Genomic DNA, 14,586 nt, shown 5'->3' with positions numbered 1-14,586 from the left:
GGTGGGAAGGTTCTCGGACCGTGCATGCAGGTTCGGCCTCTTCGCGGGTAAACCCGCTCCCACAGGTACAGCACAATTTTCGCATCTTGTGATGACTCTGTGGGAGCGGGTTTACCCGCGAAGAGGCCAGCACAGTCGATCAATCCATCTGTATACTGCCGCTTTCGTTCACTTCAGGCAGATCTCGCGGAGCGTCCATGTCCGGCAATACCTACGGCAAGCTGTTCACTGTCACCACCGCTGGCGAGAGCCATGGCCCGGCGTTGGTCGCCATTGTCGATGGATGCCCACCGGGCCTGGAAATTTCCCTCGCCGACCTGCAGCACGACCTCGACCGGCGCAAGCCCGGCACCAGCCGGCACACCACCCAGCGCCAGGAAGCCGACGAGGTGGAAATCCTCTCCGGCGTGTTCGAAGGCCGCACCACTGGCTGCTCGATCGGCCTGCTGATTCGCAACACCGACCAGAAATCCAAGGACTACTCGGCGATCAAGGACCTGTTCCGCCCGGCCCACGCCGACTACACCTACCACCACAAGTACGGCATCCGCGACTACCGCGGCGGTGGCCGTAGCTCGGCCCGTGAAACCGCCATGCGCGTGGCCGCCGGTGCCATCGCCAAGAAGTACCTGGCCACCCAGGGCATCACCGTGCGCGGCTACATGAGCCAGCTGGGCCCGATCGAAATCCCGTTCAAGGCCTGGGAGGCGGTGGAGCAGAACGCTTTCTTCAGCCCTGACCCCAGCAAAGTGCCCGAGCTGGAGGCCTACATGGACCAGCTGCGTCGTGACCAGGACTCGGTGGGTGCCAAGATCACCGTGGTCGCCGAAGGCGTCATGCCGGGCCTGGGCGAGCCTATCTTCGACCGCCTGGACGCGGAACTGGCCCACGCGCTGATGAGCATCAACGCGGTCAAGGGCGTGGAAATCGGCGCCGGCTTCGCCAGCGTGGCCCAGCGCGGCACCGAGCACCGTGACGAAATGACGCCGGAAGGCTTCCTCAGCAACAATGCCGGCGGCATCCTCGGCGGTATTTCCTCGGGCCAGCCGATCGTTGCCCACCTGGCGCTGAAGCCGACCTCCAGCATCACCACCCCGGGCCGCTCCATCGATGTCGACGGCAACCCGGTGGACGTCATCACCAAAGGCCGCCACGACCCGTGCGTGGGCATCCGCGCCACGCCGATCGCCGAGGCGATGATGGCCATCGTGCTGATGGACCATCTGCTGCGCCACCGCGCGCAAAATGCCGATGTGAAGGTGAATACCCCGGTGCTGGGCCAGCTCTGATTCGCCAGTACCGGCCTCTTCGCGGGTAAACCCGCTCCCACAGGAATATCACTGGGCCTGAGGGCAGTGAGGTACCTGTGGGAGCGGGTTCACCCGCGAAGAGGCCGGCACAGGTCCCCACAAGGCCACCCCCATGCAACCAATCCCGTACTGGCGCCTGTCCAGCTTCTACCTGTTCTACTTCGCCCTGCTCGGCTCCACCGCCCCGTTCCTGGCGCTGTACTTCGACCACCTGGGCTTCTCTGCGGCACGCATCGGCGAGCTGGTGGCCATTCCGATGTTGATGCGCTGCATCGCCCCCAACCTGTGGGGCTGGCTGGGCGACCGCACCGGCCAGCGCCTGCTGATCGTGCGCCTGGGCGCGCTATCTACCCTGGCCACCTTCGCCCTGATCTTCCTTGGCAAAAGCTACGCCTGGCTGGCGCTGGTCATGGCCCTGCACGCATTCTTCTGGCATGCGGTGCTGCCGCAGTTCGAGGTCATCACCCTGGCCCACCTGCACGGGCAGACCGCGCGCTACAGCCAGGTGCGCCTGTGGGGCTCGATCGGCTTCATCCTCACCGTGGTCGGCCTGGGCCGGCTGTTCGAGTGGCTGAGCCTGGATATCTACCCGGTGGCGCTGGTCACGATCATGGCCGGCATCGTCGCCGCCAGCCTGTGGGTGCCCAATGCCCAGCCAGCGGAGCAGGGCGAGCGCAGCGGCGCGGGTGGTTTCCTGCAGCAGCTTCGGGCGCCCGGGGTGGTCGCGTTCTACGCCTGCGTGGCCCTTATGCAGCTCAGTCACGGGCCGTACTACACCTTCCTCACCTTGCACCTGGAACACTTGGGCTATGCCCGGGGTGCCATCGGTTTGCTGTGGGCACTGGGGGTGGTGGCCGAAGTACTGGTGTTCATGGCCATGAGCCGCATCTTCGCGCGTTTTTCGGTACAGCGGGTGCTGCTGGCCAGCTTCGTGCTGGCGGCGCTGCGCTGGCTGTTGCTGGGCAACCTGGCCGATGAGCCGGCGGTGCTGGTTTTCGCCCAGGTGCTGCACGCGGCCACCTTCGGCTGCTTCCATGCCGCCAGCATCGCTTTCGTCCAGGCCAGCTTCGGCGCCCGTCAGCAGGGCCAGGGCCAGGCGCTTTATGCGGCGCTGTCGGGCACCGGTGGTGCGCTGGGGGCGTTGTATTCGGGCTACAGCTGGAACCTGCTGGGCCCCACCTTCACCTTTGGTATGGCCAGTGCCGCAGCCTTGGCTGCAGCCGTTATCATTGCCCTTTGTTCGCAACCGACCAGGACCCGTCCCTGATGAGCATTCTCTGCGTTTTCCACCCCTCCAGCCCGGACCTGCCGAACAAGGTGCTGACCCACCACGACGATATCGTCGTCACCCTGGCCGAGCAGGGCGTGCGCTTCGCCCATGCCGAGCATGGCCTGCGGGTGCGCCCGGGCACGGCTCAGGATGAGGTGCTGGAGGCTTGTCGCGAGCACCTGGACCAGTTGATGACCGCGCATGGCAGCAAGGCCTTCGTGGTGCTCAACCGTGATGGTGAGGCCCCGGCGCAGGTGGATGTGCGCGATGAGCATGTGCATGACGCCGACGAGGTGTTTGCCGTGGTCAGCGGGCGGGCACAGGTTGGCCTGCGTTTGGGGGATTGGGTGTATTCGGTGCTGTGCGAGAAGGGTGACCAGCTGGTGATGCCGGCGGGGACCCGGCGCTGGGTCGAGCTGGGCGATACACCGTTTTGCCTGGCGTTACGGTTGTATGGCAGTGAGCAGGGTATGCAGCCGAGGTTTACCGGCGATGTGACTGCGCGGGCGTTCCTGGGCATTGATGAATTGTGATGGCTTTGCCGGCCTCTTCGCAGCACAAGGCTGCTCCTACAGGGCCAGTGTTACCGGTACCTGTAGGAGCAGCCTTGCGCTGCGAAGAGGCCAGATCAACCAACTCAAAACTTAGCGATAAGTCGGCAAGGCAAACCGCTGCTGGCTCTGCAGCATCGAAATCACCGGCAACTCGCTGGCCTGCTCGGCCAGATCCCGGCGAATCGCACTGATCGCCCACGAAAGCTGCTCGGCGCTGTGCAGTTGCGCATAGGTCAACACCCGGCGGGTGACCTTGCCGTCAGCAGCGCGCAGGGTCAGCATCACCCCGCCGTCGGGGCGGGCCTGGGTATCCACCTGATAGGCCGAAAATACCGAAACGAACTTTTCCTGGATGAGGTCCATATCAACTCCTGGCTGTTGCGTGGCAGACATGAGTTGATGTTTGCAGTGACCGTGCCAGGATGTTTTTTCTGAAAAATCTCTTTGAATTCAGTAGGTTGCGTTTATCTGCTGAAAGCGTTGTCGTGCAACCTGCACGGTCGTGCATTTTGCACAGTGCATATTGCACGACTCGCCGCCAGCTATCGGCCCGATAGAATCTGAACCTTTGACCCGGCAGCCTTGCCTGACAAAAACTTGGGCAACGATTTCTGCCAGGAGGTTCCAAATGTCCAGCCAACCCACGCCCGCCACCATGACCGACGACGAAACAGCCGCCTTTGCCGAGCAGGTGTTCGAGCGTGCCCGCCAGGGCGATGCCGAGATGCTCGGGCGCCTGCTGGCCAGCGGCCTGCCGCCCAACTTGCGCAATCACAAGGGGGACACCCTGCTGATGCTGGCCAGCTACCACGGCCACCACGATGCAGTGCGGGTGCTGCTGGCGCATGGCGCCGACCCGCTGATTGCCAACGATAACGGCCAGCTGCCCATCGCCGGCGCTGCGTTCAAGGGCGACCTGGCCATGATCCGCCTGTTGCTGGAGCACGGCGTACCGGTGGACGCTACCGCGCAGGATGGCCGCACCGCGCTGATGCTGGCCGCCATGTTCAACCGCAGCGAAATCCTCGACTACCTGCTGGCCCAGGGTGCCGACCCGGCCCGTCAGGATGCCCGTGGTTCCACCGCGCTGATGGCAGCGCAAACCATGGGCGCCGTGGACGCTGCAGCGCGCCTGCAAGTGCTGGCCGGCTAACCGCAAGGGGGCATTTGCGGCTATCCTTGGCGACTTTTCACCCGTCGCAGGCCCCCTTTCATGAAAACTCAGTTGCTCGAATTCATCCGCCTCATTGCCGCTGGCTGCATGCGTGAGGAAGACATCGAGCGCATCGCCGACGAGGCCGCCCAGGCCTACGCCGACCCCGCCGCGTTCCTGTCCGCCAACCCCGACATCAACTACGACGACAGCTTCCCCATCCCCCTGGGCGAATGGGTGGTGCTGGGCAGCCTGCCGGACACCGTGGTGTTCCAGGCCGACAGCTACCAGGAGCTGTTTCAGCAGATCAGCGATTCGTTCGACCAGAGCGTGCCGTTCACCCTCAAGCCCAAGCAACTGGCCCGCACCGAGCCGCTGACCGCACTCAACCGCATCCAGGTGCAGATGGGGGCGCTGAACAAAGAGGCGGGTGGTTACGTGCTGCTCAACTTCAGCCAGTTGCTGGATGACGAGCTGCAGATGGTGATGGTGGGGCAGAACGACCTGGCGCGGGTGCTGGAGCTGGGGGCAGAGGTGGGGATCAAGGTCGAGCCGGCCCTGGAGGCCCTGAAGGTCGCCGTGTACATCTGATTTCATCTTCTGCTTCTTCGCGGGTAAACCCGCTCCCACAGGGATATCACTGGGCCTGAGGGGAGTGATATCCCTGTGGGAGCGGGTTTACCCGCGAAGAGGCCGGCTCAGGCAATCTGAATCTTCAGCCCAGCGCAGTATCCAGGAACATCATCACCGCAAACCCACCCATCAACCCGAGGGTCGCGGCTGTCTGATGCCCATTGCGGTGGGTTTCGGGAATCACCTCGTGGCTCACCACAAAGATCATCGCCCCCGCCGCCAGCCCCATGCTCACCGGGTAGGCCAGGGCAAAGCCGGTCGAAATCCCCAGGCCGATCACCGCACCCAGCGGCTCCATCAGCCCCGACCCGATCGCCACCAGCGCGGCCTTCAGGTTCGACAGCCCGGTAGCGCGCAAGGCCAGCGCCACGGCCAGCCCCTCGGGGATGTCCTGGATGGCGATGGCGCTGGTCAGCGGCAGGCCGATGTTCATGTCGCCATTGGCAAAGCTCACGCCAATGGCCATGCCCTCAGGCAGGTTGTGCAGGGTAATCGCCAGCACGAACAACCACACCCGGCTGATGCGCTCGGCTTCTGGGCCACAAGGGCCGGTGCTCTCGTGTTCATGCGGGGTGAAGCGATCCAGGCCCAGCATCAGCAGCACGCCCAGGCCCATGCCCAGCACCACGGTAAAGGCCGCAGCCGGGCCGTTGCCGGTGATCTCGCGGGCGGCGTCCAGGCCTGGCAGAATCAGCGAAAACGAACTGGCCGCCAGCATCATGCCGGCGGCAAAACCCAGCATCACATCCTGGGTGCGTGCCCTGACATCGCGCAGCACCACCGCCAGCACCGCGCCCAGCGCCGTGGCGCCAAAGCCGGACAGCCCGCCCAGTGCGGCCAGGTGAAGATTATCGGCGTGGTCGCCGTTCACCGCGTTCCACAGGCTCGCCCCCAGCAGTACCAGTACCACCAGCATGCTCAGGGCCAGGCCTGCACCAATCCAGGGGTTTTCGTGCATCTGTTGGCGCCAGGCGCTGACGGGCGAGGGCAGGGCGACGCTGTGGGTATGGGCGGGGGGCATGGCAACCTCGAAATCGATGGATACAGCAGTTTAAGCAGTGACCCACGCAAACGGCCAAGGATTCCCTTCTATTGACGTGATAGCTGACTATGCTGTGCAGCAACAGCCTTTGACAGGAGTTTTGGCATGGGGTCGACGTTCAACAGCCTGGTCGGGCTGATCATTCTGGCGCTGGATATCTGGGCCATCCTCAATGTGATCAAGAGTGGCAGTGAAGTGGGCATCAAGGTGTTGTGGATCCTGCTGATCGCCTTGCTGCCGGTGGTGGGCCTGGTTATCTGGGCGATCGCCGGGCCGCGGGGGAATGTGCGGATCTGAATGCCTGTGCTGGCCTCTTCGCGGGTAAACCCGCTCCCACAGGGATATCACTGGGCCTGAGGGGAGTGGAGTACTTGTGGGAGCGGGTTCACCCGCGAAGAGGCCATCAGGGACAAAAACGGCAACACCCCCGTGACAAAATTTTCACATTGGTTTAAACAGAATCCGCACCCGCACAATGCTGCGTTGGTATACACCTGCGCCATCTCCGCAAACCCGCAATCCTAGGACCTTCCCATTCATGGCTAACCCGGACGCCTTGAAGCAACGGGGCGCGCGAGCGTCGTTCTCGCCCACCCTGAAATCCCACCTGGCCTACACCCTGCTCAGCGGCCTGGTGATCATGCTGATGCTCAGCCTCGTGCGCCTGGCGCTGCTGGTCTACAACAGCGACATGATCGGCGATACCCCCAGCGCGACCGTCGCCGAAGGCTTCCTCAACGGCTTGCGCTTCGACCTGCGCGTGGTGGTGTACATCAGCATTCCGCTGCTGCTGGCCATCCTCAGCCCCTGGGCCATGGCCCGCCGTGGCCTGTTCCGTTTCTGGCTGACCATCACCTCGAGCGTGGTGATGTTCCTCGGCCTGATGGAGTTGGACTTCTATCGCGAGTTCCACCAGCGCCTCAACGGTCTGGTGTTCCAGTACATCAAGGAAGACCCGAAGACCGTGCTGAGCATGCTCTGGTACGGCTTCCCGGTGGTGCGCTACCTGCTGGCCTGGCTGTTCGGCACCTGGCTGCTGAGCTTGCTGTTCAAGGGCATCGACCGCATCACCCGGGGCAACGGCGCCGGCGAGGTCACCCTGCAGCGCCGCGCGGCGCCGTGGTACAACCGCCTGGCAGTGTTCATGGTGATCCTGCTGGTGGCCGTGGTCGCCGCCCGTGGCACCCTGCGCCAGGGCCCGCCAATGCGCTGGGGTGATGCCTTCACCACCGATTCCAACTTCGTCAACCAGCTGGGCCTGAACGGCACGCTGACCCTGATCGATGCTGCCAAGAGCCGCTTCGGCGAAGACCGCGCCAATATCTGGAAGCCGGTGCTGGAGCAGGACGTGGCCACGCAGAGCGTGCGCGAGCAGCTGCTGACTGCCAACGACACCCTGGTCGATGCCGACGAGGCTGCCATCCGCCGCGACTTCGTGCCGCCGGCCGAGCGCACCCTGCCGATCAAGAACGTGGTGGTGATCCTGATGGAAAGCTTCGCCGGCCACTCGGTGGGCGCGCTGGGCAGCCCCAACAACATCACCCCGTACTTCGACAAGCTGGCCAAAGAGGGCCTGCTGTTCGACCGCTTCTTCTCCAACGGCACCCATACCCACCAGGGCATGTTCGCCACCATGGCCTGCTTCCCCAACCTGCCAGGCTTCGAATACCTGATGCAGACCCCGGAAGGCGGCCACAAGCTGTCCGGGCTGCCAGCCCTGCTCAGCGCCCGCGATTACGACGATGTGTACGTCTACAACGGCGACTTCGCCTGGGACAACCAGTCCGGTTTCTTCGGCAACCAGGGCATGACCACCTTCATTGGCCGTAACGACTTCGTCAACCCGGTGTTCTCCGACCCGACCTGGGGCGTTTCCGACCAGGACATGTTCGACCGCGGCAACGAAGAGCTGGCAAAGCACGATGGCAAGAAGCCGATCTACGCGCTGCTGCAGACGTTGTCCAACCATACCCCGTACGCGCTACCCAAGGACCTGCCGGTAGAGCCGGTAACCGGCCAGGGCCGCCTGGACGAGCACCTGACCGCCATGCGCTATTCGGACTGGGCGCTGGGGCAGTTCTTCGAGAAGGCGCGCAAGGAGCCGTACTTCAAGGAGACCCTGTTCGTCATCGTTGGCGACCATGGCTTTGGCAACCACCAGCAGGTCACCGAGCTGGACCTGGGCCGCTTCAACGTGCCGCTGCTGCTGATTGCCCCGGGCATCCAGGAGAAGTTCGGTGCGGTCAACCACACCGTGGGCACCCAGGTCGACATCGTGCCGACCATCATGGGCCGCCTGGGTGGCCAGGCTCGTCACCAGTGCTGGGGCCGCGACCTGCTCAACCTGCCTGAGGGCGACCAGGGCGTGGGCATGATCAAGCCATCGGGCAGCGAGCAGATCGTCGGCCTGGTGCAGGGCGACCGCATTCTGATCGAGTCCAAGGACATGACCCCGCGCATGTACCGCTACCAGCTGGGCAGCGAGTTCAAGGCCGAGCTGATCGAAAGCCCGGACCAGCCGGAAATGCTGAAGAAGCTGGAAGCGTATATCCAGACCGCGACCAAGAGCCTGCTGGATAACACCGCCGGTGTGGTGCACGGCACACCGAAGTAAGGCTGCAACAGAGGCCGCTTTGCGGCCCATTCGCGGGCATGCCCGCTCCCACAGGGATATCACAGGGTCCGAGGGCAGTGATATCCCTGTGGGAGCGGGTTTACCCGCGAAGAGGCCGGCACAGACTGAACATTCTCACCGCCCCAAGGTCATTTATTCAGGCATCACACACCCGATGTTCGTTGACTGAGAGGGGTCGTTCGATGAAAGAGTGGGAAGTCATCTTTGCCGATCAGAAAGGCGTGCTCACCACCCTGACGCTGCGCGGCGACCAGTGCCCCAGCGAGGAGGATGCTGCGCGGGCCATCCGTTCGCACCTGTTCCCGGTGATGGACGAGCTGGACCTCAACGACTTCCAGGACCGCACTGTTTCACCCACCGCACGCTGGCTCAAGGAACAGAGTGGCGTGACCATCACCAGCATCCAGGAAACGCCCTGAACCACACGTTTGCGTGGTGCCCTGGCAGGCACTACGCTGCATGAAGGTGCCGGCCTTTTCTGCGGGCTGGCACCGCATCCCTTCGCGTCTTGCATCAGCTCGAACTGCCCGGCCGCTGCCGGCAGGTGCGTAGTGCACGGAAAGTCTATCCATCGCATTATTCAGGAGGACGTTTCATGAGCAGCCAGAACGACGATATCAGCAGCAACGTCCTGCGCCAGATGAAGGCAGGCGGTTTCGACTTCACCCAGATCCACCCCATCGAGTTCTACGCCATATTCCCCGACGAAGCAGGGGCCCGCCGCGCGGCCGGGCAGTTTCGCGGTGAATCGCTGAATGCCCAGGTTAAGGAGTTGGGCGACGGTGCCTGGCATCTGGAACTGAGCAAGGTCATGTATGCCACCCATGGCGGGATTGGCGACTTCGAAGAGGCCTTCGAGCAGCTGGTGACACCTTATGGCGGTGAGGTGGAAGGGTGGGGGGTCAAGCAGGAGCGGCCCATAGCCTGAGATTTTGGGAATTTGGGGCCGCTTTGCGGCCCATCGCGACACAAGGCCCCTCCTACAGGCGTGCGCGTACCCTTGTAGGAGCGGCCTAGTGTCGCGAAAGGGGCGCAAAGCGCCCCAGTTTCTCAAGGCCTGCGCCCAGCCATATGCCTCAAATAGGCCAGCAACTCATCCAGCTCCGGCTCACTCAAGACACTTTCCGCAAACCCCGGCATCTTCGCCTGCGGCCACTGCCGCAGGCTCTGCGGGTCACGAATCAGCTGGCGTAGATATTCAGGCCGAAAATACTCGGTCGGGTTATGCGGCACGTTCAGGTCCGGCCCCACCTGCGCATCCCCCGCGCCGTTCAGCCGGTGACACGCCAGGCAGTTCTGCTGGAACAAGGCAAAGCCCCGGCGCACCGGGCTGTCAGCCGGCAGCTTCGGGTCGGGCAGCAATGCCGGGAAACGCGCGTCGACAGAGGCCAGCTTGCGAATGGTGGAAATCTGGAACGGCCACTGCTCCGGGCGGATGCCGCTGGCCTGCGGTGCAGTCCACACCAGGTAGAACGGCCCCGCACTCGGCTTGCCCTGGCCCAGCGGTGGCCATGGCCGGCCCGGCTCCTCCACCGCCAGCCAGGCCTGTGCCGGCCCGTGCTGCAATAGTGGCGCCGCTGGCATTTCGGCGGCAAAACCGTCCAGCGCCACCGCCTGCAGGTGGTCGTTGGCGCTCACACCGTCCAGCAGCACGGCCAGCGGCACCGCCCGGTAACGCATGGGCTGCTTGTAGGAAACGTCTTGGTCGATGCTGATGTCCCGGGCTTGCGGGTGGTCGAGCAGTTCGGCACTGCTCCACTGGCGCGTCGTGGCACCCAGTTCAAGGTGCAGTTGCGCCGCCGACAGCGGCAGGCTCAGGAGCAACACTAACAGTGCAAGGCAATGGCGCATGGGTAATCTCCGACCATCAAGGCCAGCAGGTTACCTGTGCGTTGCCTGTTGACGCCACAGCGGCAGTCAGCCGAACAAACGTGTGAGGTTCGGCAGGATCAGCAGCAAAGTCGTGGCGAAGAGAATCAGCCCAGCTTGGCGAATTTTCGATTGTCTGAACATGGCGGACCGCCTTCTTGTTGTTATTCCTGAATACCCGTTGGCTTCCCTGTCGCGCTTCGGGTCGATCGCAGTAGCGTTGGTGACGCCTTGACTGCTGCCTCTTGAAAGTGGATATACAACCAACAGTAGGGTGTACGTCATCCATGTTTGAGAACCCTTTGTTCTAACCCTGCTGATAATTGATTTCTTCTGGCTATGAGGCCAATTGCCATTCGGCTGGCATGCTCTCGCTAGACGGTGGCGCAAGTGCCAGCAAGTCACCGACGAAATGTGACCGTTCGTCAGTGCGGCCTACTTGCTTGTACGTGCCTTTCGCGTCAGTCTCTACAGCAGATTCCCACCTATGTCGTTCAGGACTATCCCTATGTCGTTACGCATCTGCATCCTTGAAACCGATGTCCTGCGACCGGAGTTGACCGCGCAGTACCAGGGCTACGGCAGGATGTTCGAGCAGCTCTTCTCGCGTCAGCCGATCGCCGCTGAATTTCGTGTGTACAACGTGATGAACGGCGATTACCCCGCCGACAGCGAAGTGTTCGATGCCTATCTGGTGACGGGCAGCAAAGCCGACTCGTTTGGTACCGACCCGTGGATCCAGACCCTGAAGGCCTACCTGCTGAAACTGTACGAGCGTGGCGAGAAGCTGCTGGGTGTGTGTTTCGGCCACCAGTTGCTGGCGTTGACTCTGGGTGGCAAGGCCGAGCGTGCCGAACAGGGCTGGGGCGTGGGTATCCATCGCTATTCACTGGCGGCCCATGCGCCGTGGATGGACCCGGAGGTGTCGGAGCTGACCTTGCTGATCAGCCATCAGGACCAGGTGACCGAGTTGCCTGAAGGCGCCACGGTGATCGCCTCCAGCGACTTCTGCCCGAACGCTGCGTACCACATTCGTGACCAGGTGCTGTGCTTCCAGGGGCACCCCGAGTTCGTGCACGACTACTCCCGTGCGCTGCTCGATGCGCGCCAGGAGTATCTGGGTGATGAGGTGTACCACAAAGCCGTGGCCAGCCTGGCCACCGAGCACCAGGGCGACCTGGTGGGGGAGTGGATGTTGCGGTTTATCCAGCAGCCGGTGCGCAAAGATTCTGCAGCGTGATGGCTGGGGGCTGCTTTGCAGCCCATCGCGACACAAGGCCGCTCCTACAGGGATCGCGAATAACCTGACTGAGGCGGTCCCCTGTAGGAGCGGCCTTGTGTCGCGATGGGCCGCAAAGCGGCCCCGACAATCTCAAAGCCAGCCCGATTTCTTGAAGCTGGCATACAAAGCGGTACAGCCCAGCCCGATCACCCCCAGCACCCCGAAATACCCGTAGTGCCACCCCAGCTCCGGCATGTTCTGGAAGTTCATCCCGTACACCCCGGCAATTGCCGTGGGGAATGCCAGGATCGCCGCCCAGGCCGCGAACTTGCGCTGCACGATACTCTGCCGTGACGACTCCAGCAGCATGCCGATCTCGATGGTCTGGCTGGCGATGTCGCGGATGCCGGCAAGGTCTTCCATTTGCCGCGTCACGTGGATCTGCACATCACGGAAGTACGGGCGCATGTTCTTGTCGATGAACGGGAAGCTCAGGCGCTGCAGCTCCTCGCTCACTTCCACCATCGGTGCCACGTAGCGGCGCAGGCGCAGGATATCGCGGCGCAAGCTGTGCAAGCGGCGGATATCGTCCTCTTGCAGCGAACCGCCAAGCACGCTCTGCTCGAGCTCTTCGATCTCGCCATGAATGGCCTCGCTGACCGGCTGGTAGTTCTCGGTGACGAAGTCGAGCAAGGCATACAGCACGAAATCTTCGCCATGCTCCAGCAGCAACGGCCGCGCCTCGCAGCGTTGGCGCACCAGGGCATAGGATTTGGAGTGGCCGTTGCGGCAGGTGATGATGTAGCCGTTGCCGGCGAAGATGTGGGTTTCGATGAACTCCAGTTTGCCTTCGTGGCGCACCGGCGAGTAGGTGACGATGAACAGGGCGTCACCGAAGGTTTCCAGCTTGGGGCGGCTGTGTTTTTCCAGGGCGTCTTCGATGGCCAGTTCGTGGAGGTTGAACTGGCACTGCAGGTTGGCCAGTTCCTCTGCGTTGGGCTCTTCCAGGCCGATCCACACAAAGTGCCCCGGCTTGCGGGCCCACTCGCTGCCTTCATCGATGCTGATGTTGGTGACCTTTCTGCCGGCGCTGTACACCGCCGATGCCACGACTCGACCCATGGTTGTTCGCTTATTCCGGTTGGACACGGGTTACAGCTTGGGCTGTAGTGGGCTCAAGAGCAACCTAGCGCTTGGCCAGTTCCCCTTCCATGCGGTCGATGCATTGCTGCATCTGCCCCCGGCACTGTTCGATCAGCGCCGGCAGGTCCTGCAGGGTCATGCCCGTCGTTGCGATCGGTGGCAGCGAGCGCACAATCACCGTGCGCTGGCGCCAGCTGTTCAGGTTCAGGCGCCCGGCATAGCGGCTGACGCATACCGGCACGATCGGCACGCCGGCCTCGATGGCCATGTGAAATGCACCTTTCTTGAAGGCCAGCAGGTGCTCGCCGGGATTGCGCGTGCCTTCGGGGAAAATCCAGATCGAGGTGTCGTCCTGCAGTACCCGGGTGGTCTTCTGCATGGCCTTGCGCGCCTGGTAGGCGTTCTTGCGGTCGACCAGCACGTTGCCACCCAGCCAGAACAGCTGGCCGAACAGCGGGATCCAGCCCAGGCTTTTCTTGCCGATGGCGACAGTGCGCTGGGGCACCACCTGGCCCAACACGAACAGATCGTAGTTGGACTGGTGGTTGGCGACGATCACGCAGCCTGGCGGGTGATCCCATAGCGGGCCGACTTCCGCCTTGACCCTGATTCGCATCAGCCAGGTGGCCGGCAGGCTGTAGAGGCGGGCGAACACGCGGCTGTTGTCGGGGTTGAAGGGGCGGCACAGGCCAATGACCAGGCCCAGGGCGCCAACCACAAGGAAATGCAGCGCCAGCAGGAACATGCGCAATGAATAAAGCATGGTACGACTCACACCAGACAGTCGCCGGGGAGTGTACGGATGTGCACTGGTCGGGGCAAACCCTGAGGTGCGAACCTGTGATGGCCCTTTCGCGGGTGAACCCGCTCCCACAGGATCGCCACACCTTCAAGGTTGGGAGTTCCCTGTGGGAGCGGGTTCACCCGCGAAGAGGCCGGCCCGGCTAGCCCATATGCTGCTGATCCAGCTCGATCGCCTTGTCCAGTGCCTCCAGCAGCCCTTTGCGCACTTTCAGCTTGGTGTTCTTGTGCGCCAGCATGTTCAGCTTCTTCAGCTCCCGCGCCGCTGCCAGTGCCGCATCCTGCAACTGCTCGGCCGCCACCACCTTGTCGAGGAAGCCGGCGTCTACCGCGCCCTGCGGGTCAAACACCTCGGCATTGATCACCGAGCGGTGGAAGGCCGAGCGGCGCAGGCGGTCGCGGGCCAGTTCGATGCCGGCATGGTGCATGGTCATGCCGATCTGCACTTCGTTCAGGCATACCTTGTACGGCCCTTCGACGCCAATGCGATAGTCGCCCGACAGCAGCAGGAAGGCGCCCTTGGCCACGGCGTTGCCTGGGCAGGCGACCACCACCGGGAACGGGTGCGACAGCAGGCGGCGGGCGAGGGTGGAGCCGGCGGTGACCAGGCTGATCGCCTCTTTGGGGCCGCTGGTCATCACCTTGAGGTCGTAGCCGCCAGACAGAATGCCGGGCTGCCCGGTGATGATCACCACCGCGCGTTCTTCGGTGGCGCGGTCGAGCGCGGTGTTGAAGGCGGCGATGACGTCTGGCGAGATGGCGTTGACCTTGCCGTTGTTCAGGGTCAGGGTGACGATGCCGTCTTCGGCGTGGTAGGTAATCAGCTCGCTCATGGCAGAGTCCTTTTGTTGGCGTGGCGACGACGTTACCCAGCGCCAGGGGCGAGGTAAAGCAGTAAGGCTGACTGGTCGGTCAGCGTTCGCCGGGCCCTAAATGCAAATGCATGAAAAAATT

At 63.2% G+C, this 14,586-nt stretch carries 16 protein-coding genes; 10 read left to right on the top strand and 6 right to left on the bottom strand.

Features of this window, described 5'->3' with window-relative positions; all coding sequences use genetic code 11:
- The first annotated feature begins 197 nt into the window (after nucleotides 1-197).
- The 3 genes from aroC (at nucleotide 198) to J5M58_RS16720 (ending at nucleotide 3,113) form a co-directional block, all read left to right on the top strand.
- Nucleotides 198-1,289, top strand: coding sequence for a chorismate synthase (gene aroC / locus J5M58_RS16730; RefSeq protein WP_112251827.1), 1,092 nt, complete (start codon nucleotides 198-200; stop codon nucleotides 1,287-1,289).
- 133 nt (nucleotides 1,290-1,422) lie between these two features.
- Complete coding sequence (locus J5M58_RS16725) at nucleotides 1,423-2,577, top strand: MFS transporter (RefSeq protein ID WP_207878774.1); 1,155 nt, start codon at nucleotides 1,423-1,425, stop codon at nucleotides 2,575-2,577.
- Nucleotides 2,577-3,113, top strand: coding sequence for an oxidase (locus tag J5M58_RS16720; RefSeq protein ID WP_112251829.1), 537 nt, complete (start codon nucleotides 2,577-2,579; stop codon nucleotides 3,111-3,113). Before J5M58_RS16725 ends, J5M58_RS16720 begins: the two co-directional genes overlap by 1 nt.
- A 111-nt stretch (nucleotides 3,114-3,224) precedes the next feature.
- On the opposite strand, the gene J5M58_RS16715 is transcribed toward J5M58_RS16720, so the two are convergent.
- A complete protein-coding gene (locus J5M58_RS16715) occupies nucleotides 3,225-3,497 on the bottom strand; it encodes a DUF3509 domain-containing protein (RefSeq protein ID WP_112251830.1) in 273 nt (90 codons plus the stop codon).
- Nucleotides 3,498-3,762: 265 nt separating this feature from the next.
- Between J5M58_RS16715 and J5M58_RS16710 the strand changes: the two genes are divergently transcribed.
- The gene (locus J5M58_RS16710; RefSeq protein WP_207878772.1) at nucleotides 3,763-4,287 is read left to right on the top strand and encodes an ankyrin repeat domain-containing protein; all 525 of its coding nucleotides are present in this window, start codon (nucleotides 3,763-3,765) and stop codon (nucleotides 4,285-4,287) included.
- 60 nt (nucleotides 4,288-4,347) lie between these two features.
- On the top strand, nucleotides 4,348-4,878 hold the full coding sequence (locus tag J5M58_RS16705; protein WP_207878771.1) for a hypothetical protein: 531 nt from the start codon (nucleotides 4,348-4,350) through the stop codon (nucleotides 4,876-4,878).
- Nucleotides 4,879-5,002: 124 nt separating this feature from the next.
- Here the strand turns inward: J5M58_RS16705 and J5M58_RS16700 are convergent, their stop codons facing one another.
- Nucleotides 5,003-5,941: a ZIP family metal transporter gene (locus tag J5M58_RS16700; protein WP_112251832.1), complete on the bottom strand. Its 939-nt coding sequence runs from the start codon at nucleotides 5,939-5,941 to the stop codon at nucleotides 5,003-5,005.
- A 126-nt stretch (nucleotides 5,942-6,067) separates the two neighbouring features.
- Between J5M58_RS16700 and J5M58_RS16695 the strand changes: the two genes are divergently transcribed.
- From J5M58_RS16695 to J5M58_RS16680, 4 genes are all read left to right on the top strand, one after another.
- Complete coding sequence (locus tag J5M58_RS16695) at nucleotides 6,068-6,259, top strand: PLDc N-terminal domain-containing protein (protein WP_012271091.1); 192 nt, start codon at nucleotides 6,068-6,070, stop codon at nucleotides 6,257-6,259.
- Between the two features lie 241 nt (nucleotides 6,260-6,500).
- A complete protein-coding gene (locus tag J5M58_RS16690) occupies nucleotides 6,501-8,576 on the top strand; it encodes an LTA synthase family protein (protein ID WP_112251833.1) in 2,076 nt (691 codons plus the stop codon).
- Nucleotides 8,577-8,779: 203 nt separating this feature from the next.
- Nucleotides 8,780-9,016: a hypothetical protein gene (locus J5M58_RS16685; RefSeq protein WP_112251834.1), complete on the top strand. Its 237-nt coding sequence runs from the start codon at nucleotides 8,780-8,782 to the stop codon at nucleotides 9,014-9,016.
- 176 nt (nucleotides 9,017-9,192) lie between these two features.
- Nucleotides 9,193-9,525: a ribonuclease E inhibitor RraB gene (locus tag J5M58_RS16680; protein WP_003260395.1), complete on the top strand. Its 333-nt coding sequence runs from the start codon at nucleotides 9,193-9,195 to the stop codon at nucleotides 9,523-9,525.
- Nucleotides 9,526-9,647: 122 nt separating this feature from the next.
- Here the strand turns inward: J5M58_RS16680 and J5M58_RS16675 are convergent, their stop codons facing one another.
- Nucleotides 9,648-10,448 (bottom strand): cytochrome c, encoded by an 801-nt coding sequence (locus tag J5M58_RS16675; RefSeq protein WP_207878769.1) that lies wholly within the window; start codon nucleotides 10,446-10,448, stop codon nucleotides 9,648-9,650.
- A gap of 526 nt (nucleotides 10,449-10,974) precedes the next feature.
- Here J5M58_RS16675 and J5M58_RS16670 point away from each other — a divergent pair.
- Nucleotides 10,975-11,706: an amidotransferase gene (locus J5M58_RS16670; protein ID WP_112251836.1), complete on the top strand. Its 732-nt coding sequence runs from the start codon at nucleotides 10,975-10,977 to the stop codon at nucleotides 11,704-11,706.
- Between the two features lie 132 nt (nucleotides 11,707-11,838).
- On the opposite strand, the gene J5M58_RS16665 is transcribed toward J5M58_RS16670, so the two are convergent.
- From J5M58_RS16665 to J5M58_RS16655, 3 genes are all read right to left on the bottom strand, one after another.
- Nucleotides 11,839-12,810, bottom strand: a complete 972-nt coding sequence (locus tag J5M58_RS16665) for a magnesium and cobalt transport protein CorA (RefSeq protein ID WP_015269363.1) — start codon at nucleotides 12,808-12,810, stop codon at nucleotides 11,839-11,841.
- 64 nt (nucleotides 12,811-12,874) lie between these two features.
- The gene (locus tag J5M58_RS16660) at nucleotides 12,875-13,594 is read right to left on the bottom strand and encodes a 1-acyl-sn-glycerol-3-phosphate acyltransferase (RefSeq protein ID WP_207878767.1); all 720 of its coding nucleotides are present in this window, start codon (nucleotides 13,592-13,594) and stop codon (nucleotides 12,875-12,877) included.
- Between the two features lie 181 nt (nucleotides 13,595-13,775).
- Nucleotides 13,776-14,465, bottom strand: a complete 690-nt coding sequence (locus tag J5M58_RS16655; protein ID WP_207878765.1) for a crotonase/enoyl-CoA hydratase family protein — start codon at nucleotides 14,463-14,465, stop codon at nucleotides 13,776-13,778.
- Nucleotides 14,466-14,586: the final 121 nt, after the last annotated feature.

It is taken from the genome of Pseudomonas sp. 32_A (assembly GCF_017490905.1).
GTDB lineage: Bacteria > Pseudomonadota > Gammaproteobacteria > Pseudomonadales > Pseudomonadaceae > Aquipseudomonas > Aquipseudomonas inefficax.
Note: the sequence above shows the minus strand (reverse complement) of the source record. Positions and strands in the feature narration are given on the sequence as shown.

Coding starts and splice junctions, on each gene's coding strand:
- J5M58_RS16715 (WP_112251830.1), bottom strand. CDS start 3,497: ATGGACCTCATCCAGGAAAAGTTCGTTTCGGTATTTTCGGCCTATCAG.
- J5M58_RS16700 (WP_112251832.1), bottom strand. CDS start 5,941: ATGCCCCCCGCCCATACCCACAGCGTCGCCCTGCCCTCGCCCGTCAGC.
- J5M58_RS16710 (WP_207878772.1), top strand. CDS start 3,763: ATGTCCAGCCAACCCACGCCCGCCACCATGACCGACGACGAAACAGCC.
- J5M58_RS16690 (WP_112251833.1), top strand. CDS start 6,501: ATGGCTAACCCGGACGCCTTGAAGCAACGGGGCGCGCGAGCGTCGTTC.
- J5M58_RS16720 (WP_112251829.1), top strand. CDS start 2,577: ATGAGCATTCTCTGCGTTTTCCACCCCTCCAGCCCGGACCTGCCGAAC.
- J5M58_RS16695 (WP_012271091.1), top strand. CDS start 6,068: ATGGGGTCGACGTTCAACAGCCTGGTCGGGCTGATCATTCTGGCGCTG.
- J5M58_RS16665 (WP_015269363.1), bottom strand. CDS start 12,810: ATGGGTCGAGTCGTGGCATCGGCGGTGTACAGCGCCGGCAGAAAGGTC.
- J5M58_RS16670 (WP_112251836.1), top strand. CDS start 10,975: ATGTCGTTACGCATCTGCATCCTTGAAACCGATGTCCTGCGACCGGAG.
- J5M58_RS16675 (WP_207878769.1), bottom strand. CDS start 10,448: ATGCGCCATTGCCTTGCACTGTTAGTGTTGCTCCTGAGCCTGCCGCTG.
- J5M58_RS16725 (WP_207878774.1), top strand. CDS start 1,423: ATGCAACCAATCCCGTACTGGCGCCTGTCCAGCTTCTACCTGTTCTAC.
- aroC (WP_112251827.1), top strand. CDS start 198: ATGTCCGGCAATACCTACGGCAAGCTGTTCACTGTCACCACCGCTGGC.
- J5M58_RS16660 (WP_207878767.1), bottom strand. CDS start 13,594: ATGCTTTATTCATTGCGCATGTTCCTGCTGGCGCTGCATTTCCTTGTG.
- J5M58_RS16680 (WP_003260395.1), top strand. CDS start 9,193: ATGAGCAGCCAGAACGACGATATCAGCAGCAACGTCCTGCGCCAGATG.
- J5M58_RS16705 (WP_207878771.1), top strand. CDS start 4,348: ATGAAAACTCAGTTGCTCGAATTCATCCGCCTCATTGCCGCTGGCTGC.
- J5M58_RS16655 (WP_207878765.1), bottom strand. CDS start 14,465: ATGAGCGAGCTGATTACCTACCACGCCGAAGACGGCATCGTCACCCTG.
- J5M58_RS16685 (WP_112251834.1), top strand. CDS start 8,780: ATGAAAGAGTGGGAAGTCATCTTTGCCGATCAGAAAGGCGTGCTCACC.